General features: G+C 36.3%; 19 protein-coding genes. 14 read left to right on the top strand and 5 right to left on the bottom strand.

The genetic code is table 11. The annotated features are described in order from the left end of the window. Positions 1–80: 80 nt before the first annotated feature. From ACWPVE_RS05590 to ACWPVE_RS05555, 8 genes are all read left to right on the top strand, one after another. The gene (locus ACWPVE_RS05590; RefSeq protein WP_453991467.1) at positions 81–602 is read left to right on the top strand and encodes a DoxX family membrane protein; all 522 of its coding nucleotides are present in this window, start codon (positions 81–83) and stop codon (positions 600–602) included. 146 nt (positions 603–748) lie between these two features. After that, positions 749–1,156 (top strand): hypothetical protein, encoded by a 408-nt coding sequence (locus tag ACWPVE_RS05585; protein ID WP_453991465.1) that lies wholly within the window; start codon positions 749–751, stop codon positions 1,154–1,156. Between the two features lie 77 nt (positions 1,157–1,233). Next, entirely contained in the window at positions 1,234–1,860 is a 627-nt protein-coding gene (locus ACWPVE_RS05580) for a GyrI-like domain-containing protein (protein WP_453991463.1), read from the top strand. A 281-nt stretch (positions 1,861–2,141) separates the two neighbouring features. Then, on the top strand, positions 2,142–3,341 hold the full coding sequence (locus tag ACWPVE_RS05575; protein ID WP_453991461.1) for a hypothetical protein: 1,200 nt from the start codon (positions 2,142–2,144) through the stop codon (positions 3,339–3,341). 13 nt (positions 3,342–3,354) lie between these two features. Beyond that, positions 3,355–4,530, top strand: a complete 1,176-nt coding sequence (locus tag ACWPVE_RS05570; RefSeq protein WP_453991459.1) for an amidohydrolase — start codon at positions 3,355–3,357, stop codon at positions 4,528–4,530. A 442-nt stretch (positions 4,531–4,972) separates the two neighbouring features. Then, positions 4,973–5,305 carry a hypothetical protein gene (locus ACWPVE_RS05565; RefSeq protein WP_453991457.1) on the top strand — a complete coding sequence of 111 codons (333 nt, stop codon included), beginning with the start codon at positions 4,973–4,975 and terminating at the stop codon, positions 5,303–5,305. 325 nt (positions 5,306–5,630) lie between these two features. Beyond that, the gene (locus ACWPVE_RS05560) at positions 5,631–6,401 is read left to right on the top strand and encodes an SDR family NAD(P)-dependent oxidoreductase (RefSeq protein WP_453991455.1); all 771 of its coding nucleotides are present in this window, start codon (positions 5,631–5,633) and stop codon (positions 6,399–6,401) included. A 189-nt stretch (positions 6,402–6,590) separates the two neighbouring features. Next, complete coding sequence (locus ACWPVE_RS05555) at positions 6,591–7,223, top strand: FMN-dependent NADH-azoreductase (RefSeq protein WP_453991453.1); 633 nt, start codon at positions 6,591–6,593, stop codon at positions 7,221–7,223. A 47-nt stretch (positions 7,224–7,270) separates the two neighbouring features. On the opposite strand, the gene ACWPVE_RS05550 is transcribed toward ACWPVE_RS05555, so the two are convergent. Beyond that, positions 7,271–7,972 (bottom strand): L-2-amino-thiazoline-4-carboxylic acid hydrolase, encoded by a 702-nt coding sequence (locus ACWPVE_RS05550; RefSeq protein ID WP_453991451.1) that lies wholly within the window; start codon positions 7,970–7,972, stop codon positions 7,271–7,273. Positions 7,973–8,104: 132 nt separating this feature from the next. Between ACWPVE_RS05550 and ACWPVE_RS05545 the strand changes: the two genes are divergently transcribed. The 5 genes from ACWPVE_RS05545 (at position 8,105) to ACWPVE_RS05525 (ending at position 17,634) form a co-directional block, all read left to right on the top strand. Next, positions 8,105–9,565, top strand: coding sequence for a sodium/proline symporter (locus ACWPVE_RS05545; RefSeq protein WP_453991449.1), 1,461 nt, complete (start codon positions 8,105–8,107; stop codon positions 9,563–9,565). Positions 9,566–9,868: 303 nt separating this feature from the next. Next, complete coding sequence (locus ACWPVE_RS05540) at positions 9,869–10,942, top strand: Wadjet anti-phage system protein JetD domain-containing protein (RefSeq protein ID WP_453991447.1); 1,074 nt, start codon at positions 9,869–9,871, stop codon at positions 10,940–10,942. Next, a complete protein-coding gene (locus ACWPVE_RS05535) occupies positions 10,933–12,447 on the top strand; it encodes a hypothetical protein (RefSeq protein ID WP_453991445.1) in 1,515 nt (504 codons plus the stop codon). Before ACWPVE_RS05540 ends, ACWPVE_RS05535 begins: the two co-directional genes overlap by 10 nt. Continuing rightward, a complete protein-coding gene (locus tag ACWPVE_RS05530) occupies positions 12,444–13,190 on the top strand; it encodes a DUF6063 family protein (protein ID WP_453991443.1) in 747 nt (248 codons plus the stop codon). The genes ACWPVE_RS05535 and ACWPVE_RS05530 overlap by 4 nt, the downstream gene beginning before the upstream one ends. After that, positions 13,168–17,634 (top strand): hypothetical protein, encoded by a 4,467-nt coding sequence (locus ACWPVE_RS05525; RefSeq protein WP_453991441.1) that lies wholly within the window; start codon positions 13,168–13,170, stop codon positions 17,632–17,634. The genes ACWPVE_RS05530 and ACWPVE_RS05525 overlap by 23 nt, the downstream gene beginning before the upstream one ends. A 284-nt stretch (positions 17,635–17,918) precedes the next feature. Here ACWPVE_RS05525 and ACWPVE_RS05520 read toward each other — a convergent pair whose 3' ends face one another. The 4 genes from ACWPVE_RS05520 to ACWPVE_RS05505 all read right to left on the bottom strand — a co-directional run bounded on the left by ACWPVE_RS05520 (position 17,919) and on the right by ACWPVE_RS05505 (position 21,420). Further along, entirely contained in the window at positions 17,919–18,641 is a 723-nt protein-coding gene (locus ACWPVE_RS05520) for a CAP domain-containing protein (RefSeq protein ID WP_453991439.1), read from the bottom strand. Between the two features lie 344 nt (positions 18,642–18,985). Next, the gene (locus tag ACWPVE_RS05515; protein WP_453991437.1) at positions 18,986–19,654 is read right to left on the bottom strand and encodes a DUF4956 domain-containing protein; all 669 of its coding nucleotides are present in this window, start codon (positions 19,652–19,654) and stop codon (positions 18,986–18,988) included. A gap of 2 nt (positions 19,655–19,656) precedes the next feature. Then, the gene (locus tag ACWPVE_RS05510; RefSeq protein WP_453991435.1) at positions 19,657–20,415 is read right to left on the bottom strand and encodes a VTC domain-containing protein; all 759 of its coding nucleotides are present in this window, start codon (positions 20,413–20,415) and stop codon (positions 19,657–19,659) included. Positions 20,416–20,637: 222 nt separating this feature from the next. Next, on the bottom strand, positions 20,638–21,420 hold the full coding sequence (locus ACWPVE_RS05505; protein ID WP_453991433.1) for an SGNH/GDSL hydrolase family protein: 783 nt from the start codon (positions 21,418–21,420) through the stop codon (positions 20,638–20,640). Between the two features lie 578 nt (positions 21,421–21,998). Here ACWPVE_RS05505 and ACWPVE_RS05500 point away from each other — a divergent pair. Beyond that, positions 21,999–24,122, top strand: coding sequence for a glycoside hydrolase family 3 protein (locus tag ACWPVE_RS05500; protein ID WP_453991431.1), 2,124 nt, complete (start codon positions 21,999–22,001; stop codon positions 24,120–24,122). Positions 24,123–24,192: the final 70 nt, after the last annotated feature.

Here is a 24,192-nt window from a genome sequence, read left to right as displayed (position 1 = left end):
CATCATATAGATAAAGTCGCAGCTCACTATTTTTTTGATAACAATTGTGAATAAATTCACAATAAAAGGAGAGATTTATCATGTTAAGGTTTTTAACTGGAACAAAAATGGCAATCGCTTGGACAATTGTACGCATTTGGCTAGGTATTCAATGGTTAGAAGCGGGTTATTATAAAATTAAGCAGCAAGGATTCGATGCAGGTGGTTTTATACAAGGGGCAATCGCAAACGCTAGGGGGAATTCTCCTACGGTTCAAGGGTGGTATGCAAGTTTTCTGGAAACACAAGTATTACCGAATATAGAGCTTTTTAACATTCTTATTCCGTGGGGTGAATTCCTAGTTGGATTAGGCTTAATTATAGGTTTAGCCACAATCCCAGCATTACTTGCAGGTGCATTCATGAATATTAACTTCATATTGGCAGGCGTTGGCTTAAATAGTCTCGATACAAAACTCTTTATAGTCGCAATGATTCTAGTATTAATTGGCTCAGCAAGATCTTATTATGGGCTGGACCGATTTGCGGTGCCAACTATTAAAAGATTAATCTATAAGAATGAGGTCAAAAAAGAAAAAGTCTCTGCTTTAAAGTCAAATTAAAACGAACGTAATAAGAAATTGGCAAATAGTCTAATCTCTTTTTTAATGAAACAGAGAAACATCTTAGTTACATACTAATTTTGTGTGGTTGAGGGACAAATGTTAAAATTTAAGAAAACAACCATGAAAGAAGATTAGGAGGAAAAATGGTCAATATTCAATCAAATAATCAAGACATGAAGATCATAAGCCCTAAGGATTGTGATAATGCACCGAAAAAGAGAATTCTTAAGGAATTTATCATAGCATGTGCGAAAAAAGATATCGACTTTATAACAGAACATACTTTAACAGATATTAACTGGACGATTGTAAACGATACTACACTGCTAGGTAGAGAAGAAGTGATTCAGACATTAGTAAACAAAATGCCGAAGCAAATAATTGAAATTGAACTAACAAATATTATCACACACGGTCATACAGCAGCTGCAAATGGCGTTGTGAAGTTTGAAGATGATCGTATATATTCGTTTTGTAACGTGTATCGGTTCGTTAGCCCTGGTAAAAATACACTAAAAGAAATCACATCGTATGTTATAAAAAATGAATAATATCTTATCAACAAAGTTTGGGGTAAACTGTATTCTTAATAAAAGAATAGCAATTAGCAAAGTATAAGGAGTAATGTATGAAACACGAGTGGAGAAAACATGAGAAAAATTTATATATACCAAAAGGCAAACCAGAACTTGTAACTGTTCCAGAGCAAAAGTTTTTAATGATAAAAGGTCAAGGAAATCCGAATAGTGAGGATTTCTCAGACAGAATAAATGTCCTGTATTCAATATCTTACGCAATCCGAATGATGCCAAAAGGTGGCTATACTCCTGAAGGTTATTTTGAGTATACAGTCTACCCCTTAGAAGGAATATGGGATTTAACCGAAGCGGGGAGAAAACAAGATACATTAAATAAAGATGAATTAGTCTATACTATCATGATCAGACAGCCAGAATTTGTGACCGAAGAGGTCGTAGCGAAGGCCTTAGAAAAAGTGAGGAAAAAGAAACCACACCCATTACTAGAAGATGTAACTTTTGGCGTGATGGAAGATGGCTTATCTGTCCAAATGCTTCATGTCGGACCATATGATGATGAACCAGAAAGCTTCAAAAAAATGAATGAATTTATTGAAACAAATCAACTTGAAATCGCAACACTTGTACACAGAGAGATCTATCTTTCAGATGCAAGAAAAGTTGATCCCTCAAAACTAAAAACGGTTTTAAGGTATAGGGTTAAGCCACGAGTCTAGATGTTTGGATGAAATCAAAATTTATGAATCATGATGAATAATAGAAGATGATTAATAAAGATTAAATAGTTTTAAGAAACTAAACCAGCTATCATGTCAAAATAAAAGACATACTAGCTGGTTTTTATATTGGGATAATAAGGACAGAACAAATAAAAACACTTACATTACCAGAGTTATGAAATATCAACCAATTTCAGAAAATACTATTATTTAAACAAGTGAGATGTTATTATATTAAAAAAATAATAACAATTAAGATAAAAGGGAGATGACACAAAATGTCTCAAATGCTTGCTTTAGTTATTCTACTATCCATTCTTTATATCGGAGACATTATTTCTGTGAAAACAAAAGCATGGATACCTTCAGTGTTTGTGTGTGCTGTCTTATTTTTAGTAGGATATTGGACCTTTTTCCCTAAAGATATAGTGGCATTAGCAGGTATTCCTTCCGTTGTAGCAACAATGATGATGTATCTATTAATTGTGAACATGGGAACATTATTGTCTCTAAAAGAATTAATGGGACAGTGGAAGACGATATTAATTGCTTTATCTGGAATTGTCGGAATAATCGCAATCCTATTTGGCATAGGGACTCTAATTTTTGATGTGCAAACCGTAATTGTAGCCATTCCACCGTTAGTTGGGGGACTCGTATCAGCCATAATCATGTCAGAAGGTGCCGCGAATGCTGGACTAACAAGTTTATCTGTTTTTGCGATTGTGATTTATGTGGTGCAAGGATTTGCTGGATATCCATTAACATCAATCGTATTAAATAAAGAAGGAAAGAGATTGTTACAGCAATATCGAAGTGGTCAACTGTCTGTTGTAAAAGATGTAAAAGCGGAAGTTGCGGCAACAGTGGAAACTGAGCGCAAGGTAAAGTGGATAGATAAGATACCTGCAAAATATAATACAGAATACTTTAAGTTCTTAAGGCTAGCATTTGTTGGATTTCTTGCTTATTTAACATCAACCTCTTTAGCTCCAATTGTGGAAATTAATGCCCTTGTTCTTTGCTTGCTTTTCGGTGTAATCGGGAGGAGTATTGGATTTCTTGAAAAACACTCCCTCCAAAAAGCAAATGGCTTCGGACTAGCGATTATGGTTCTTATGGTTTTCATTTTTGATGGGTTAAAGCATGCGACTCCTAACATGATGCTCGAGATCTTAACACCGCTTGTGGTTTGTATTGGATTAGGAGTAGTCGGTATGTATATCTTTTCGTTCATAGTAGGTAAAGTACTGAAAGTTAGCAAAAACATGGCTTTCGCCGTGTCCTTAACAGCCCTATACGGGTTCCCAGCTGACTATATTATTACCAATGAAGTCATTAAATCATTAACACAGGATGAAAAGGAAAGAGAAGTATTAACAAGTCATATGCTGCCACCAATGTTGGTAGGAGGTTTTATCACAGTTACAATCGTTTCTGTTATTTTAGCTGGAACCTTTGTAACATTACTAAAATAAAGGATGAAATGACATGATGAATGAGAAAATCAAACATGCAATCGGACAATATAATGAAGAACTAGTTACGATCCGTAGAAAATTGCATAGTGAACCTGAACTATCGTGGGAAGAGTACAATACATCAGCATTTGTGTCACAGTATCTCGATCAGTTAGGAATCGAGAATCGAAAGACAAGCCCTACAGGTGTGATTGGAGAAATAAAGGGAGGCAAACCAGGAAAAACGATCGCTCTGAGGGCCGATATGGATGCCTTATCTGTAGAAGAATTGAATATAGACTTACCATATGCCTCCAAAACAAAAGGGAAAATGCATGCATGTGGTCATGATGCACACACTGCAATGCTCCTTATTGCTGCAAAAGCATTGAACGATATTAAGGCTGAATTACCTGGAAATGTACGTTTAATTTTCCAACCGGCTGAAGAAGTGGCTACAGGTGCAAAGGAAATGGTCAAGCAGGGGGCTGTTGAAGGTGTCGATAATGTATTTGGAATTCATATTTGGTCTCAAATGCCTACAAAGAAGGTTTCCTGCAACCCTGGTCCATCCTTTGCTTCAGCAGATATTTTTACTGTACGATTCAAAGGTAGAGGAGGACACGGAGCTATTCCACAAGATTGCATTGATGCAGCGATTGTCGCTTCTTCGTTTGTAATGAATGTCCAGTCAGTTGTTTCAAGAACCATTGACCCGCAAAAACCAGCCGTATTAACGATTGGAAAAATGACAGTCGGTACCCGATTTAATGTCATTGCTGAAAATGCCGTAATTGAAGGAACGGTACGATGTTTTGATTCTGAAATTCGTGACCATATCGAAAACCAGCTTCGTGTTTATGCAGAACAAGTTGCTGCCGTATATGGAGCGAGCGCTGAGGTAGACTACGTTCGTGGAACACAGGCCGTCATAAACGGAGAGGAAAGTGCACATCTAGTCCAAGATGTCGCAGTAAGTGCATTCGGTGAAGAGGTGCTGTATCATGAAAAGCCAACAATGGGTGGTGAAGATTTCAGCTTTTACTTGGACGAAGTACCAGGTTGCTTTGCTCTAGTCGGATCAGGAAATGCGGAGAAAGACACCCAATGGGCACACCACCATGGGAGGTTTAATCTTGATGAAGATGCGATGGTAACGGGAGCAGAGTTGTACGCACAATATGCATGGTCATTCTTGAATAAATAGGTAACAAGGGGACTGTTCTCCAGGTTCCATTTATTTTTATTAAATGGTAGGGCCTTTCTTATTAGAAGGGCCCAAGTGTGTTATATCAAGTTCTTGTAATTATTATGTTAAAGTTCGAAAAATTGTAATAATCACTTCTGGATGGATCGTTTAATATGGAAAACTATGTGATATAATTTTTTTCGAAGGGAGGTAGAAAAATGTCGAAAGTATAACAATAATTAACGAATAAGCTCTCTTAAAATCTAGATTACTTCTATTAAGTTGCAATTCTCCCCTTATTATTTCATCATCTTACATCCACAAACAAACATCTATTAAATTACATCCTGATAAAATGCGGAAGTGAATAAGTTCTGTCTATTACCTGATTGGGGATTTGCCAGTTAGTCATGGTTTGAATTTTTTGTATTATATTTTCATATTTCAAGGAGGAACATTTATGGGACATGATATTTCAGGAATAAATAAAGCGGGAGAAGAAATTGCATATGCGCGTTTTGGTATGTCGAACTATAATGCAACCATACTTTACAGTTTACTTGAAGCCAATGAATACTATGCAGGTGTAAGTGGTTCAGGAGGTATTTCGACTTTTTCGGTACAACAAATTGAAAAGGCTTTAGAAGAATACAAAAAATTCTTTAACACAAAGGATACTACCCTGCAGAACAATGAGCCAACCAATTGGGATCAAAGACAAATTCTACAATTCATACAAAACTGCTTAGCAACTGCACATAAAGAAGGAAGTGTAAATGTGTACTTTGGCTAAATTCTCTATAAGACTATTTTCTGCACTCTTCCAATTTACTACTTTACGTTAAAACAACTCCAAGATTATCACTTCTTTCATTGCCAACAAAAAACTTCTTTCCTTCAAAACTCCATTAGTTACAACTGCCTTCAAGACAGTAATCTGAGATTGCTTTGTTAATAAAACTTCTATATTGATATCTATATAATTTTATTGTTGTGAAGTTAAAGCGTATTCTTTGCTTTGTTATTAAGATAGTACTATAATAAAATTATCTCGCAATCAAGATAATTAAATTCGAGATTATTATAAAGCTAATCCGAATGAATAAGGAGAGGTTAATATGAATTTTGAAGGAAAAGTAGTTATTGTTACAGGTGCAGCAGGTGGTATCGGGAAAGAAGTTGTACGTAAAATAGCAAACAACAAAGGGAAAGTTGTATTAGTTGATTTAAATGAAGACGCAATCAAGTCTGTACAAGCGGAGCTTGGTTTAACAGAAGAAAATAGCTTAGTGGCAAAAGCAGATGTTTCCAATGAGGAAAATGTTAAACAATATGTAGATCAAACCATTTCAAAATTTGGTCGTATTGACGGTTTTGTAAATAACGCAGGTGTTGAAGGACCAGCAAAACCACTTGAAGAAATTACTGAAAAAGATTTTGACTTCGTTTATGGTATTAACGTAAAAGGTGTACTTTTTGGCCTTAAATATGTACTACCTGTTATGAAAGAACAAAAATCTGGTTCCATCGTTAATACTTCATCAGTAGCAGGTTTAATTGGTTCACCGAGCATGTTATTATATAATTCTTCAAAACATGCTGTAATGGGTATTAATAAAGTTGCGGCTTTAGAAGCAGCACCATTCAATGTTCGTGTAAACACAGTAAACCCTGGGGTAATTAATACACAAATGATGCGTAACATCGAATCAAATGTTGCTCCAGGTGCAGCAGAAGCAGCACAAGCAGCTTATAATGATGCTGTTCCAATGAAGCGTTACGGTGAACCTGAAGAGGTTGCAAATGTAATTACATTCTTACTTTCTGACGAAGCTTCTTATGTGAGCTCATCTTCATATACTGTTGACGGTGCTTTATTTAACGTTTAAGTAAAACGAATCCCCTTTAGAATTTTAGTAGTCTAAAGGGGATTTTTATTGGTTCTTTAGCATTAGTAGTTATAGTAGAATAGTCCTTTACAGCAATTTCAAGTGCTATTTTATTGACTAATTTTTTATATTAATATATTCTTAATTCGAGATAATTAAATCGAAGATAAGCGAAGGAGATTATATAGAATGAATGTATTAGTAGTAAAAGCAAATAACCGTCCAGCATCAGAGGCTGTTTCAAGTAAAATGTATGAAACTTTCATCAACAACATTGAAGGTGTTAATGTAACAACTTACGATGTGTTCGCTGAAGATATGCCATACCTTGGTCAAGATCTATTCAACGCTTTTGGTAAATTAGAATCTGGCGAAGAAATGACAGACATTGAAAAACGTATCTTAGCTGCAAAACAAAAAGCGATGGATGCATTAACTGCTGCAGACGTAGTAGTATTCGTCTTCCCATTATGGAACTTAACAATTCCAGCAAAATTACAAACATTTATCGATTATGTGTACCAAGCTGGTTACTCATTCAAATATGATGAAAACGGCAATGCTGTTCAATTGTTAACTGACAAAAAAGCTGTGATTTTAAGTGCTCGTGGTGGTATTTACTCAACACCTGAAGCAGCGCCAATGGAAATGGCTGCAACTTATATTAAAAATGTTGCTGGTGGCGTATTTGGTATGGAAATCACAGATGAAGTCATCATTGAAGGCCATGCTGCAGCACCAGACAAAGCTGAAGAAATCATTGCTGAAGGACTTGAAAAAGTTGAGGCAGTTGCAAAGAAATTATCAGCTGTACTTGTTTAATTAAATAACAGCACGAATGACTAAAATAAGGTAGGGAGGACCCTACCTTATTTTTTATCTGCCAATTTAAAGCGGAAGTGACAATTCCCATCTATTAAAATATATTTATCATGTTCAACCTCAAACTCTGGGTTAAATCCTTTAGCAACTGCTGGGTCAATCATTTGACAATATAAGATCCCATATTCATGCATGTTGTCATCTGCCCATTGTTGTCCAAACGGACATACCGTAAAGTTTTGTTCAATCTCACCAGGCTTATATTCTGTTGTATAAGTAAATAACTCACTTCTGCCCATATCATAGTTTGTTAAATAGTTTTCTCTTGAATTCTCTTCACCGTTTGCACGTGCGCGTTGAGCAATACCACGACCACGTTCTTCTCCAAAGGTTCGAACGCCTTCACGAATAGCGTCTTTCCCTTTTTCTCCGAATCGATCAACAACTGCTTTACTAATTTGTGCAAATAGTTTCGCCATTAAAGCATAGATTGTTAGATTAGGATATTTAATTTCATCGGAATGGTTCATCGGAATGTAATTAAATAATGTGTGATTTTCCCCATCTATCGTTCCTTGTTTTGCAATAATTTCTGCATCCTTGAAACCAAAGTTCTCTACTCCTTTTTGTAGCAAGTCTTTTCCTTCAGTTCCAAACTCAGAAACAACAGATGCTTCCAAATGTGTGAAGAGCTTCGTTGTAATATTGTGCATGGACAATGGTGGGATTTGGACTCTTTCTTTATTCATCTATCGCACTTCCTTATTAATATAGTTCCTATTAGTATATTGACACTTCTAAAAAATAATTATAGTATACTATAATATTGTTGTAAAACATATATGAATAGTATGGATTGAAAGAGGAGGAAATACTTCATTATGAATGTCACATCTGGTAGCATTATTATTTATGTAGAAATTGCTATTTATCTCTTAGTCTTATTAGGTATCGGATTTTACTTTAGTAGAAAAAAGTTAGATTCGTCCGATTACTTTCTTGGAGGAGGTAAACTCTCTGGTTGGGTTCTAGCTTTTTCAGAAAGAGCGACTGCTGAATCAGCCTATATGTTCTTAGGGGCAGTAGGCTTTATTTATCTAGCGGGACTGTCGGGTATCTGGTTATTATCAGGTATGTTTTTAGGAGTTATATTTTCATGGGTGTTCTTATCGAAGAGGTTCATGAATGAAAGAAAAAAGTATGGTGTATATACGCTACCAGACTATTTTGCTGCTAAATATCCAAAACATGGGACAGTTATTCGTCTATTATCGGCAATCATCATGGGGACATTTTCTCTATTTTATATAGCTGGACAATTCTCTGGTACTGGTAAGACTTTGTATTCCATTTCAGGAATCGATATTACATTTGGAACGATCGTCATTGCCATGATTATTATCGCCTATGCCTGCATGGGAGGATTCATGTCTGTTGTTTGGACAGATGCTGTTCAGAGTGCTCTTATGGTATTCGCCTTTATTATCGTGCCATTCGCAGCATTTATAGAAATACAAAATCATGATTTATCAATTTCTGCCTCATTAGCCGCAATGGATAATGGAGCAGATCAATGGTTAGGTGGTCTTTCTGGACTAGCACTTGGCGCTATGCTATTAACGAATTTCTCTTGGTTCTTTGGTTTTCTAGGTGGACAACCACAACTAAGTACACGTTTTATGGCGATCAACAACGATAAAGAACTAAAAAGTGCAAAGTGGGTTGCATACATATGGACGATCATCGTTTATGCGGGTGCTTTTTTAGTCGGGATCTTTGGTTCTGTTTTATATAAGCAGGATACGATCGCAGACTCTGAGATGATTTTGCCTTATATGGTATCACAGTTATTACCCCCTTGGATTGCTGGTATTATTTTTGCGGCTATTTTGGCTGCTATTATGTCAACGGCTTCCTCACAATTATTAGTTGTAACAACCTCAGTCAGTGAGGACATTATTCATAAGTCTTTAGGGATTAAATTATCAGAACGTAAAATCGTGGCGATTTCAAGAATCACAGTTGTTATCGGTGGTATTTTAGGTATTATTATTTCCTTGTTGTCGGATTCGTTTGTTGGCGGAGTAGTTGGGTTTGCTTGGGCAGGTATTGGTAATACCTTCTCGGTTGTTGTTCTTTTAACTTTCTTCTGGAAGAAAACATCTGGAGCAGGAGTCGTTGCAACGATTATTACTGGATTTTTCAGTGCCATTATCTGGACCCTTTCTCCATTAGAAGCAATTGTCTCTGCAAGAGCTGGAACCTTCTTTATTTGTTTACTTGTAGGGATAGTTGTAAGTTTAATGCTCCCTGATAAAAAAACTGATAGCACCGTAGCGTAGTTTAAGTTAATATTAAATCTAAGAAAATACTATTATTGTAGTAGATTTAAGAAGCAGGGACCTATTAAGGTTTCCTGTTTTTTCTTGTTTTATGGCTATAAGAATAATAAGTATTATCCTCAAGCGCGTCACTTCCTATTTGTATTTTTAGAAAATTAATCCATTTACCTCATCGTGATTATCTAGTTTATAATAAATGTAGAGCGTAAACGTTAATAGGGCTTCAATTTTTAGTAAAAGCTCATTGGTATTAAAAACAATGGTTGAGAAAACAGTCATAGGAAAAAGTATAGATTCAAGTAGGTGAGTACAATTAATATCATTGAAGCAAGGGTGCGAGGTTTTATTGAAGATATTCAACACCCAAAGCAGAAAAAGAAGATTAATATAAATGATTTAGAGTTTCAGTTACGTAAGCTAATGGATGATTATTTTGAATTGGATGGGTATACATTGTTCTATCAATCGATAGAAGCCCTGCAAGCTGAAGGGGTACTGACTCCGATTCAAAATAAACAATTTAATGGAAGAACTCCAGCACTTTCTTTATTTTACTGGGTGAATATAAAGAATCAGGAAAACAAGTGGGACCGGCTTGAAATGATGAAGTTAAGCGATCTTTTCGATTTTTCTTTTTACGAACGAAATCCAGAATGGCAATCCCAAGAGGAATGGATGCGAATCCAAAATGTTTATGCATTTTTAAAGTCTCATTCTGAGCGTGAAATGGTATCTGTTGAGGAAAGAAGTCTAGAACTATTTGGTCATGAGAAATTTCTTCTAGATGCTGATACCTTCCCTGAAGGCAAAGGGTTTTTAACAAGACTTGGAATATCAGAAGACCAACTAAAAATGGTGAATTACGGAGAGCCTTTTGTTTTTTGGATGAAGCAGGGGATAGAATTACAGCAAATTCGAAGGGTTCTCATTGTCGAGAATCTATCTTTCTTCCATACATCTATTAAGTTATTGGAAGCTGATTTACTAGACTATGAACCAGAATTAATTATTTATGGTGAAGGAACAAAAATTGAACGTAGCTTTTCATACTTCTTTCAAATGTTTCCAACTAAGCCGTATTTATTCTATTATGCTGGAGATTTAGATGCAGCAGGATACGGTATCCTCATAAGGTTGATTGAAAAATATCCAGAATGCTCCATTCAGCCCGCCTTGAAGATTTATCGCAAAATGCTCGATTGCTTTGAACAAAGGAATGATCAAAAACAAGGGCAGTCACAAAACCTCAGAATACGTGATGCTTTTTTTCAATGGTTTACGGAAGAGGAACAAGCATTATTAATCCAGTTATGGGAGGAAAATAAACGAATTCCGCAAGAAGTACTAACAAGCGAAACATGGAGGAGATGGATGTGAACGAGTCATGGGAAGGGTTCGCCCAGCGAATGCAACGATTAAATCCTTTGTTTGAGCTCGGGAGGGGAATGGATGTAGGGGAGTTAAGACCCCATCTGCAAACTATACTCATGCACGTCCTCCTCACCATTTTTTATCGAGAATTAAATGATGATGACAATCGACGTAAAACGGATATTAAGTATATGGTAGAAGACTCGATTAAGGAAATGAAACTATTAGCAGATGAAAGGCAAATCGATCGGATTACGAGCGGTCTCCTTTATCAAGGTAGAGAAGAGTTTAGCAAACCGTTCGAAGCATTGTATTACGATGAAATAAGAGGAACTTGGGAGACGCAAACTTTCCGTTATCTCACCATGGATGAACTGTATACGAATTTAGAAATAGGTGGATCGATTGTATATAAACTCACTGAGATTGCTCAAGAAATGATCTTTATGAGTCGAGAAATGGCAGAGGAATTTTCAATCACGATTGAGCAACTGTATAGTATGCAGCTTATTAAAAATGGGAATTTCAGAAAAGCTACACGAAACCTGGATCACCTTATTTCTCGAGTAAACCGGTTAATGTCAAGGGAGTTTTCTTTCCAGAAGGAAATGATTAATAATCCCAAAATTCTCCTAATGGAGGAAGAATGGCAACGGGCAAATAACCGAGAAGAAATCGAAAAACAGTTTGAAGAAGAAAAAAACCATTTCCGTACGATCACAAGTATGATTGAAAAAACGAAACGTAGGAATGAGGCTGATGATCCTATCCAGAAAGAACTAGTTCTACTTCAGGAGAAAATTGGCCATACAAGACAATTACATGATCGTTTCGCGAAGCTTGTCATTCAAAATATCTCCTATGAGATGAAGCTAAAGGTAGAGAATCCTTCACTGTTTTGGGAAAACAGCCTCGTATCATTCCGAGAGCATTTTTATGAAAATTGGTTAATGAAAGATGGATTTAGTCATTTTGAGGAAATTGAAACGATAATGTCTTCTTTATTTTCGCCGAAGAATGAGTTCATTTTGCCACTAGACTGGATCTGGGGAGAACAAGAATTTAATGAAAAACAACAGTTAACTGATGCTGAAGAAGAGGAACCAATTGAGAGCATTACCCATCAACGCGTGACAAATTGGGATTCTGTTGTGAAGGCTTGGAGTTATGTTTTTCAATATTTACAAACATACCGTGAATTTTCGCTAGCTGATTTAAAAGATTTACCATTAGAGGTGCAGGATTTGTGGCTAGAAGAATCAGAAACGATAGATTTATGGATGATGTTTGATAAAAAGCCATTAAAAATTCAAGTGATGTATCGGAAAGAAGAAACACTTAGTGATGAGAGGGAGATTCTTCTTTTTAAATTGATGAAGGAATATCCTCAATTTCAAATGTTTGAGGGGATGAAAATTTATACAAAATTTGATCATAGAGCAGAACCGCTTCTTTGGCATCGAATGAAGATCACCCCATTTAAAATTTGTATACAGGAGGAGAAGCGATGAATACAGATACCATAAAAAAAGCATCGGCTGTTTATTTTACTCTTCTAAAAGAGAAAGTGATCGATGAAAATAGTGAACACTTTCAGACATATTTTGAGCCAGAAGTAAGGCAGACTGTTCTAGTATTAGCAGATGAATCTGGTACATATATAATTGAGGCTCCAAAACGTATTCACTTAGTTGTTCAGCCTACAGGGTCTGTTTTTGCTACGAACTTCACCCACATGAAAGACAAGCACCGACAAGTTGAAACGAAGAAACACTTCCATCTTATGAGCATCATTATCATGTCCTTTTTAGCAAGCATTGACAGGAACCAAGCTGCTAAAGTCCGTACGAAACGGGAAGGTATAAGCTATTACGCAATAGAGCGGCACGTCAATGACCTTATGAAGAATTGGGATAGCATGCTAAAAACAAATCCTACCTTTGGAGAAGAAGAACGAATTGATATGAAGGAAGTTGTGGTAGCTTGGAAGTATATGGAGGTAGATACAGACGATTACGGAATAAAGAAAGGTAATCGTAGAACGAGAATTGGTTTAATTGCGAGCAGTATGCGGATGTTAGAGACAGAAGGTTTAATCGTTATTCTTGATCGCGACGACATTCCAAAAGTGATTCCGAAGAATGAACTATTTGAACGGATTGAATATCTATATCATGATTATGATCGGTATGAAATGTTTAAAAAATTAATGACGAAAGAGGAGGACGAGCATGCCGAAAATTCACCGAATTAGAATTGTTGGCCTTAAGTATGATGGCATGCAAAAGCAATATAAGGACACCACATTTAACTTCCATAATGAGAGAACATCTTCAAATGGTCTCATTGCAATGATGAACGGTGGTGGAAAAGGGGTATTCCTGCAAACGATCTTCCAAATCATTAAGCCAGGAACTGCATGGGGCAAACAAAACAATCGATATTATCAGCAGTTCTTTTTCAATAATAAAGAGCAATTTATTCCATACACCTTCCACGTTGCCATTGAGTGGGAATTGGATGGGTCTGACCGTAGGCATTTGATTACTGGAGGAATGTTCTCGGCAGAACAACGGATTTCCATGAGTGATGAAGGTGAAAGTGAAAGGAAGTCCTTGGAGCAAGAGGCGAAAATTATTCCGAATATAACCTTTTATACGAGAGAATTTGAACAGAATGAAGTCGCTGCTCTTGAGCATATCCCTTTATATGAAAATGACGAAGTCTCAGATACAGAAGAATTAAAGGATTATCTGAAATGGAATGGCTATGATGTATATCGAGATACGAAGAAGCATTATCGAATCCTCGATACTTATGGAATTAACCGTAAAGACTGGGACATTATGAAGGACATTAATAAAGATGAAGGTGGAGTTGGAAAATACTTTGAAGGAGCCGAGGATGACCATTCCTTGTTCCAAAAAAGAATTATTCCAACCGTTAGTCAGGTGTTACATCGAACTGAGCATCAAAAGAATGACCTCGTAGAAATCTTTAAAAGTCAGGCAAGCATTGCGAAGGATTTGCCTGTTCTATTAAAAAGAGAGCAAGCTCACAAAGAATTTCTAGAGGATATTGTCCCTTTTGAAGAGCACCTAGCAAAAGGAATCGAACATAAGGAAATAGTTGAAAAGAGTATTAAGGTAGGAAGACAATTACTTGGAGCGTTAGAACATCTCAAGAAAACGGAAGAAGAAACACAGCTTACATTAGAACAAGACATGGAAAAGTTGCTGGAAAAGCAAGCCGATTTACGCTTTCAAAAAGACAACTTGGAATATGCAATGGCCCATCGAGAAGTACTTGAATGGGAGAAGAAGCTAGTTGATGAAAAAGAAAAGCATGCAACTTTAGAAGAAAATGTTCTAAAAAAGCAGGAACGAAAAGAAGAACTCTCATTTCAACTTCTCTTAAAAGAGTGGCATGAATTTGAACAAACGATTCGTTCTCATTCACAGCAGATTGAAACACTGGAGCAAAATAGTGGTTTAGAGCAAGTGAATCAACGAATGGATGAAATAAAAAAGAAGGTAGAAACCGACTGGGAACAAGCCTTCCAAAAGGTACAAGAAGCGGTGAAACAGCATTTTGGGTATCAGAAATATTTAAAGAAGCAAGGAACAGAGCTTTCCCGTCAGGATAAACAAAAAACAAAGGAAATTGCTCAAGCATCTACAGAAATTGATTTCCTCTTTACTCAAATTCAAGCCTTTGAAACAAAAGAAGAGGCGCTAATTGAGACATATGGTGACCGTTTAACATATGATTTAAATGGTTTTATCGGTAGTCTTAAAAATCAAATAGAAGAACGACAAACTAGACTTTTAGAGTTGCAAGCAGAAGAAAAGGCTTCTAATGAAAAACAAAATCAACTTGCAGAAGCACAAGGTACACTTGCTCAATTGATTCAGCATTCAGAGGAAAAATGCAAAGAATTAGAAAAAGCGAATGAGGAACAGAAGCAGAAGGAAGCAAAGCTTTACGAGAGGCTTCATGGGGTGTTACCTGAAGTCACAATCCCGTTTACACATTCTCAACTATCGAATTATTCCCTGCAACTTGAAGATATGCTTGAACAAAATCAACAAGATGCGGAGCAACTCAAAAAAGAACTTTGGGAATCCCAACTCGACCATACATTAAATGATGAGCCTTTTTGGGTTGCAAATAAAGATGTGAAGGAGCTTAAGGAGTGGATTGATGAAAAAACAGGTATTGATGTGTTTTATGGTTCACAATTCCTTCAATCGTTAGATACTGAGGAGATGGCTTATCATCTGAATGCATACCCACTACTTCCATTTGGATTAGTCGTCAACCAACATCAGTGGCAGAAAATTAATCAGCAGGTTCTTTCAGTAAGAATGTTTAACAGCCCTGTTCCGATATTTTTACGGGAAGAAATGAAAAGCAACGACAATATCCATGGCTCTTTTGTACTAGTAAATGGTACGGAAAGGGAACTATTAACAGATAAAAACCTGTTTAACAATTGGAAAATAAAGATTGCGAAACAAATAGAAGAAAAGAAAGATACTCTCATTGAGATTGGAAAAACAGAATCCTCACTGCGTGCGATGTTAAAAGAGATTGATCGATTCGTCTCAAACGATCTATCTATTGATATAGAAAAGACAATTGCTCAAGAACAGAGTGCACTTCAAGTGAAGAGAGTAAATCTTCAGGACATCACAAAACAGACGGAAAAAGAAAAAGAGTTACAGCTTCGGTTAAAGGAGCAGCTAGATAAAACCGTTAGAAAAATAGAAAAACTGTCAAAAGATGTAGAAGTATTAGAGGATTTTCAAAAAGAAAAGATTATTAATGAGGAAAACAAACGTGTTAAGTTGGAAAAAGAAAAACAAAAAGAAGCATTTGTTACCAAGCAGCAGGAAATCATTAAAGAGCATGAAACGATTGTTGGCTTAGAAGCACAGTGGAACCAAACGTATTTGGAGTGGAAACTGAAAACAGAACAAAATATAAAAGAGATTGCGATTTTTATTGAAGGAGCAACTTTTCCAACTGAAGAGAAGACAGACCCTTGTGATGAAATACCAAATCTATCTCCACATCTACTAGAAGAAATCAATGGGAGAATGGAAGAGTTAAAGCAACTTCAAAAGTCTAAGGAAGAGCAGGCGAGGGAACTACTCATAATCCAGGCTAAGAAAGAAGCGGAGCAAAAGCAGCAAAAGAAATTAGAGAAAAAGCTGAGTGCCCATAGCCAGGATTGGAAAGAAACGCCCGAGCCAAATGAGCCAATCAGTATATTAGAAACAATGTTACAAACAGCTCAGAAGGAAGCAAGACAGGCAGAAAAAGAAGAACGTCAACAAGGAACCGCTGTGACAAAAGCTGAAACAACTCTTGAGCATGCAAAGGAACAACGTGGTAAAGCAGCGAAAAAGATTGCCAAGCATGAAACAGAGCCTCAAGAATGGGAGGATCTTGACTTAAATATAAAAGAAGTCGAAATAAAAGACCTTACTAAGAAAACAAAAGAGGAAATCAAACAGACCGAGAAACTACAAAAAGAGGCTGAAACAACAATCGCTAGCTATGAGGGAGATTTGTTAACTTTATCTGTTATCCTCAAAGAGGAAGCGACCAGTTTCACGAATGATGAGATCGAAAAGATTAAGAGCCAAGGTAAAGCCTGTATTTTAGCCTGGTGTGAAGACCATCAAGCAATCCAGGAGGAAGGCCAAGAAAGGCATGCCAAAATTGAGCAATCATTACGTAATTTAAAACTTACAATTGAAGGAAAAGATTGGGAGATTCGCTTCAAAAATGAAGTATTAACGACACTCGATCATATGGATACAAGGCATTATATTCACATAGAAAGCGTCATACAAAATATGAAGCTATTCTCACAAAGTGGTTTAGAGCAATTAGAGCGTGATAAAGAAAGAGCTGAAAGGGCTCAAAACTTCTGGGCGAGTCGTGCGAGTATGAAGGTTATGAGTATATCTGAGGCGATTCGATCGATGATTGCAAAAATGAAACTGAAAAATGAGCTTGGCTCATTCCCACTTGTTCAGCTAAAAGAGGATATATTACCGAAACGACCTGAAGATGTTGAACCACTATTAAAGCAGCATTTCGTATCGGCCATAAATAAAATTACAAATCAATTTGATCTGATAGATGATAATAACCGGGCATTAGAACAAGAAATAAAAGAACTCATCAGTGATGAACAAATTTTATTTGTATCCTTACGGAATCGATATCCAGAGTTACTCGTATATAACATGAGAACAGATAATGCTTTTATGTACGGGAAACCACAAAAGGAACATTATTCAACATGGCAGACGATCAATCAAGGTTCGAAGACGAAATCCGACGGCAGTGGTGGGCAAAAACTATCAGCCCGTATGGTGATGATGATGATGCTATTATCGGTTAAGAGTGAAACCGATCAGAGTTGGGTCCCGTTGGTTTGTGATAACCCATTTGGACAAGCGGCGTCAGCCCATGTCCTTGATCCAATTTTTGCTGTTGCTGACAAACTTAAATTCCAATTCATTGTCGTAACGCCACCAGAGTTGGTGAAGACAGAAATTAGCCAAAGATTTGATGCTTACTACAAATTGGATTTCATTCGTGAAAAAGGAAAAGAAATTGTTTCTGACACAATTGTTCCAGCTTTCCGAATTTATCAGGGGGAAGAAGTGCATCAATAAAATATCTCAATAGAAGGTACGACGATTGAATAATTTTTAGTTAATAATAAAAGGTATGCTGCAAGTATAGTAGAAACTCGCCCAAGGTATGATCGGACGAGTTTCTTTTTTTCAGCTAAATGGCTTACGTTTACCTTCTAGTATAAAATATTCCTGCTCACCTATTGCCAATCAGTTTGAAGAAGTAGCGGTAGGGCATATAAAAGTTCATAGAATAAGAACTTCGAATCAAAAAAGCACTCAACATCATTTGTTGAGTGCTCATCTAACATGCCTTACTTGTATTATTTGCCAATAAACATCTGAGTCCAATAATTACCTTCTACATGACCTACACCAATATGAGTAAAGTTTGAACTTAAAATATTTTTACGATGTCCTTCACTGTTCATCCACGCGTTTACAACTTCTTGTGGAGAACGTTGACCTTTTGCAATGTTCTCACCAGCTGCTCGGTATTGAATACCAAATTGATTCATCATTTCAAATGGTGATCCGTATGTTGGACTTGTATGGGAGAAATAGCCATTACTTTTCATATCAGAAGATTTTGTTCTTGCTACTTCACTTAATTTTAAATCTACTTTTAGTGGCTGTAATCCATGTTTTGCACGTTCATTGTTCGTTAATGTCACAACCTCTTGCTCAAACTGACTTAATGAATAAGTAGCCTGATTAGGTGTTTCACTTTTTGGTTCAGCAGGCTTCTGTTGTACAGGCTGTTGAACGACAGGTTCCTGAGCTGGCTCTTCAACCTTTGGTTCAGCTGGTTTTTCAACTGGTTGTTTAGGCACCTCAACTTTTGGTTGAGATTGATAATGCCCAGAATAATACTTATTTAGTATGTTTTGAATAATCTTATTCCAGTCTGAATCGTTGTTAACAGATATAACGTAACGATTTTCATATACATTATTTGAACTATCTGATTGTGCTGCAGAACTTGCTAATGGTCCTGTGACTAATAGCGCACCTGCTACTAGAAAAGAAAATACTGTTTTCTTCATATTCAATCCTCCTCGTTTTGTGTACCAAAGATACACCGATATCATAGCATGCGAATTTTGTAATATTTGAGGAAGACTTTTCCTATTGAAACTATTCTACTATTTATAGTTTCATAGGTAGTTGATAATTAAAAGATTACTATTTTTCACATTGGAAATAGAGGATGAAAATACTAGGATCTTCCTATTGACAGATTTTTAAGGAGCTGTAATTTATGACATATATTAAAAGAAAATGTCAAATGTGTCTACAAGTTACAAAGCTTATTATAAGTAAGCTGAGGGGCTAAAGTTTCGTGTATGACCAATGGAAAAGGCCATGGAAGTTATCCATGGCATGTGTGTTAGTTCTTTGATTGTAAATATGATAGTGTAACCTTTAAGTTTGCGTTTCTTTCACGTATTTTATTTAGTAAATCGTGATCCCTCGTTGATAGCTTATTACGAATGGCAAACGTATATAGAATCATCGTGCCAAGATTAGTCGTTTCAACTTGACGTAAAACGTGGTACTCCGTATATTTATCTAAAATATCCTTGAATAAATCCTCATAGTTTAAGTTTTCAGGTACAGTTATTTTTAAAATCTGAGTGTCCTTGCCTCTACCATAATCAAATTTATACAGGAAGTACAACACAAGACATGAGAAAATCGTTAATAAAATAGCCAAACTAAATTGATATAATCCTGCAGTCATCCCAACACATAAGCCGAAGAAGATATAGGCAATATCTTTTGCATCCGTAACTGCACTTCGGAAACGAATGAGTGAAAAGATTGCGAATAACCCAAAAGCAACTCCAGCATTATTACTAACGACATTCATTACCACTGAAACGACTACACTCATGATAATGATTGTATGCACAAAGGATTGTGAATAACGTTCACCGTTGAATGTGATTTGATATACTTTTGTAATGGCTAGACTCAAAATTGCTGCTGTAGCCATTGCGATGATTGTCATTAAAATTGAAAATTCTCCTGATTGTCCATTAAATAAAAAATCCATTTTTATCCGACTCCTATCATTACTTTTTCATTCATTGTCTTGTTAGGGATAAATTCTCCCCTTAATAACTCCAAACTCGTGCAAAATTTTGAAGCACTTCTTTGTTCACAGTCTAGATCTTGGAGAAATCGTGTTAACCATAATGGCACACTATGTGTTACTTTAACTTCAAGCACAACTAGGTTGGGGTCAATAAAGTGTTCACCATACGGTCCGTATTCGATGTTTAGGTCCGTATTGCGGCACCGTAAATTTAAGTCAAAGGTTACCCGTAAATCAGGATCAGTGACGCAATGGAATGCATGTCGGTCATAGCTTACTACCATTTCTGGTTCTAAACGATAGAGTCTACGAAAATAGTCAACTTCTTTGAAGATTTGTGAATTAGAAGTTTGATAAGTACTAAGATCACTGTCTGGTTTATTGATATAACGGTATGCATCTAGTAGCGGAATGGTCGTTCTTCTTTTATTGACGACATTGTTATGCTTTTGCTTAACCTCGAAAAAAGCTGTTCCATTAATATCTGTTTCATCATAAATTCGTAATCTAAGTTTTTGTCTAAACTTTAGCTTGTTCTTTGTTTCAAAATAGATATCCCTTTCTTCGTTATCAAAATATAAACTCGTCACGGTATACCGTCCTGCATCACCAAATTTATCATAGCGCATATAGGGATACATCAAATCAACTAGCGCTTCATATTGATATCTGGTAATTAGATACTTTTGTTCCCTTCGGCTGAATATTTCAATAGCCAAGTTTCTTACCGCCTTTCTTGTTCATTATTCGTTGTTTAACGTTATCTTAATAGTAAATTTACAATCTTAAAGAATGCTTAAAGAAAGATGAGAAAATGATGAGAATATGAGAAGAATAGTTAGAGAGGAGGAATATGGATCCATCATTCATGAAAAGTTTATAGAAATAAATAAGAGCAGGAACCGAATAAGGTTTCCTGCTCTGTCTATATATGAATAAAATTAATTTGTACTAAAAAGATCGGTCATGATTTTCTCAGCAATTAGACGGTATTGACCTGGTTTAAAATGAACGCCGTCCTTTAAATTACCTCTAATTGGAGTATCAGATCCGTTTACATAATGAAAATTATCGTCTTTTAATAAAGACTTTATAGCATTTGTATACTGTTCCTGATTTAGATGCGCATTATTTTTTTTGCTCGTAAAGGTGGTTGGAGAAACAATGACGACTTCGATTCTTTTTTCATTCAGCTTATGTAATAATTGCTGAACGTTTTCTTTATATTGGTCAATAGGTATCGGAAGTGCATCTGGACTATAATTCTTATGACCTCTAGCATCATTTATTCCAAACATGGTAATAACAAGGTCTGGGTGATAAAGAAGAACTTCTTTCTCGAGATTTTCAAGTGCCTGAATCGAAGTCCAGCCAGGATGACCTCTATTGATGATGTTAATATGCTGATAGTCATATTTTTTTTTAAGCATTTTTTCAAGTTCACTTGGGTAAGGATTGGTCACTTGACTTATTTCTCCAGTTTTTAAATCCCGTTCATATCCCCACGTAATGGAGTCTCCATAAGCAACAATGGTGACTGGTTGTTTATTTTGAAGTTTTTGAATGATTGGCAACTCATCATTGGACATTGTGTCAAGATTAGCTGCATGGCTTTTTTGTTTACTAATAATGGTTTCCGTTATTCCATGTACTCCAAATAACATCAACACACAAATGAAGAGTAACATAAAATATAGTATAGGGATCATTCGGGGGTTTTTCATAAGCAAACCTTACTCCTTTTGGAAACGTAGCATCCTCGCTAGCTGTAAATTTATAAACGTTAAATCAGGGAAAAATAGTTATTCATAAGTTTCATTTGATCCCACTATCATCGAGAAGTTAAACACCTACCTAAAAATGAGAAAGGTCGGAGAAGATAGGGGATAGCGCTCGTAAAGGTCTGAAATATTGAAAAAGACTAAGGAGTGGCGACGGATTTTTGCCACATTTTCTGGCCCTCAATCAAAAATCAGTTGAATAAGAGAAAATCCCAGCGTACTAAGGTTTTCACTATATATATTGTTCTGTTGTTTAGTATACCTATTTTTTTATATTTATGCTTGCTAGTTTGACATGTTCTTATGGTAATATATTAGTATATATTCTTTCAAATCAGAGTCTTTATACAATGACAACTGAAGCGCAGAATTGACTTTACTATTTACTGCGATTTTATTCAACGAATCATGCACGGTAAATATAAAGATATGGTTGCCTTTTGTACTCTTTGATCATAATTATTTTGGAGTATTTAGGACCATACTAATATAGGGCATTAACCAGTAATAGGAGGCATCATATGGTACAAAACTTAAAACAACCGAATTTAGAGGTGCGAATCAAAAACATCATTGAAGTGGATGATTTGCAATTTAAGGATTTAAATAACAATGGAAAGCTCGATCCTTATGAGGATTGGCGCTTAAGTCCAAAAGAACGTGCTGAAAACCTAGTATCGTTAATGAACATTGACGAAAAAATCGGTATGATGCTAATCAATACCCGTAGAATGGGTCTTTCACAAAAAGATAAAAGTAAGACAAGTCATGATGGTATCATAGACGAGGCCATTGTTGAAAAGGGCGAAAACATTTTTGCTATTGCTAAGCTGTATGGAACAACACACACCATTACAAACATGCATTTACGTCACTTTATCTTGAGAGACAATTATAGCCCTGCTGAAATGGCAGAGTGGATCAATAAAATGAATGAAATCGCAGAAGGAACACGCTTAGGTATTCCTGTTCTTATCGCTTCGAATTCTAGAAATGAAAATGCTGAACCTGTTTTCGGTATGAATGATGCAGCGGGGATTTTCTCAACATGGCCAGGAACTTTAGGTCTAGCAGCAGCAGCTAAAGGAGATATCAAAAATGGCGGTGATGCTTCCTTAATTAGTGAATTTGCTAGAATTGCACGTAAAGAGTGGGATGCGACTGGTATCAGAAAAGGCTATATGTATATGGCTGATGTTGTGACAGATCCAAGATGGCAACGTACATACGGAACATTTGGTGAAGATCCAGAATTTATTTCTGATGTCATTGGTCGTATTATTGACGAGTTCCAAGGTGAAGAGTTAGGAAAAAATAGTATTGCCATGACAACGAAGCATTTCCCTGGTGGAGGAGCAAGAGAAAATGGATTTGATCCTCACTATGAAGAAGGAAAGTGGAATCTGTACCCAACTTCAGGAAGTTTAGAAAAATATCACTTACCACCATTTAGATCAGCAGTTGAACACGGAACATCATCCATCATGCCATATTACTCTATCCCAAGCATCAAGAAGAGCGTGGTTCAGGAGTTCCAAGGTGAAGACATTCCATTTGAAGAGGTTGGATTTACGTTTAACCATTATTTCTTACAAAAAATTCTCCGTGAAGAGCTAGGATTTAAAGGATATGTAAATAGTGATAGTGGTATCGTCAACAAGATGAGTTGGGGAATGGAAGATAGCAGTGAAGCTGAACGCTTTGCGAAAGCAGTCAATGCAGGAACTGATTTAGTGGCTGATACAAATGATATTGAAAACTTGAAATTAGCGATTAGCAAGGGATGGATTAGTGAGAAACGTATTGATGAAGCGAACGTAAGGCTTCTAACAGAAATGTTTACTCTAGGCCTATTCGATGACCGTACGTATAATGCACCAGAAAAAGCTACAGAGGTCATTTCTACACCTGAGCATTGGGATGCTGCATATGAAGCACACAAAAAATCTGTCACGATTCTAAAAAATACAGATCAAACTTTACCATTAACAGGTGATAAGCTAAATGGCAAAAAAGTGTATGTTGAAGTTTTCCATAAAGAGTTAGAGAAAGCTGCTTCATTCACTGAACAAGCAAGAAGCCAAGCGAAAGAACTTGGATTGTTTACAATGACAGAAAACTATGAAGAAGCAGATACAGCTATTCTTTTCTTAAATCCAAAATCTGGAGCTTACTTCGATGCAACACCAGGTCTCTTGGAGCTTAACATTTGTGAAGATAAAGTAAACACTGCATTGGATGGTGCATTGTATCAAGAGACAACATTAAGTAATATGAATCACTTAAAAGAAGTTGTAGAGAGCATTCATAGCCGTGGTGGAAAGGTAATTATGAGTGTAAACTTTGTATTACCTTGGATTCTTGGTAATGTTGAACCATTAGCTGATGCATTAATCGCTGGATATGATACTTTCTTTAATGCGCAGTTTGAGGTGATGGCAGGAAATCATAAGCCAACAGGTGTATTACCGTTAACATTGCCTGCGAGTGATCATGTCATTGCTGTAAAACTTGATGGCGAATGTGTATCACCAAATGACGTGCCAGGGTACGATAAAGACAAATATATGCCAGAAGGTCTAAGCTACGCATACAAAGATAGCGACGGCAATATCTACAAACTTGGTCACGGCCTAACATATTAAGACAAGGGGACAGAGATTCTGTCTCTCTCACATAATAAAAATCGTCAAACCTATTTCCTTAGGTTTGACG

The sequence above is a fragment of the Bacillus nitroreducens genome, assembly GCF_964021195.1.
This window is presented reverse-complemented; position numbering and strand designations above follow the sequence as displayed.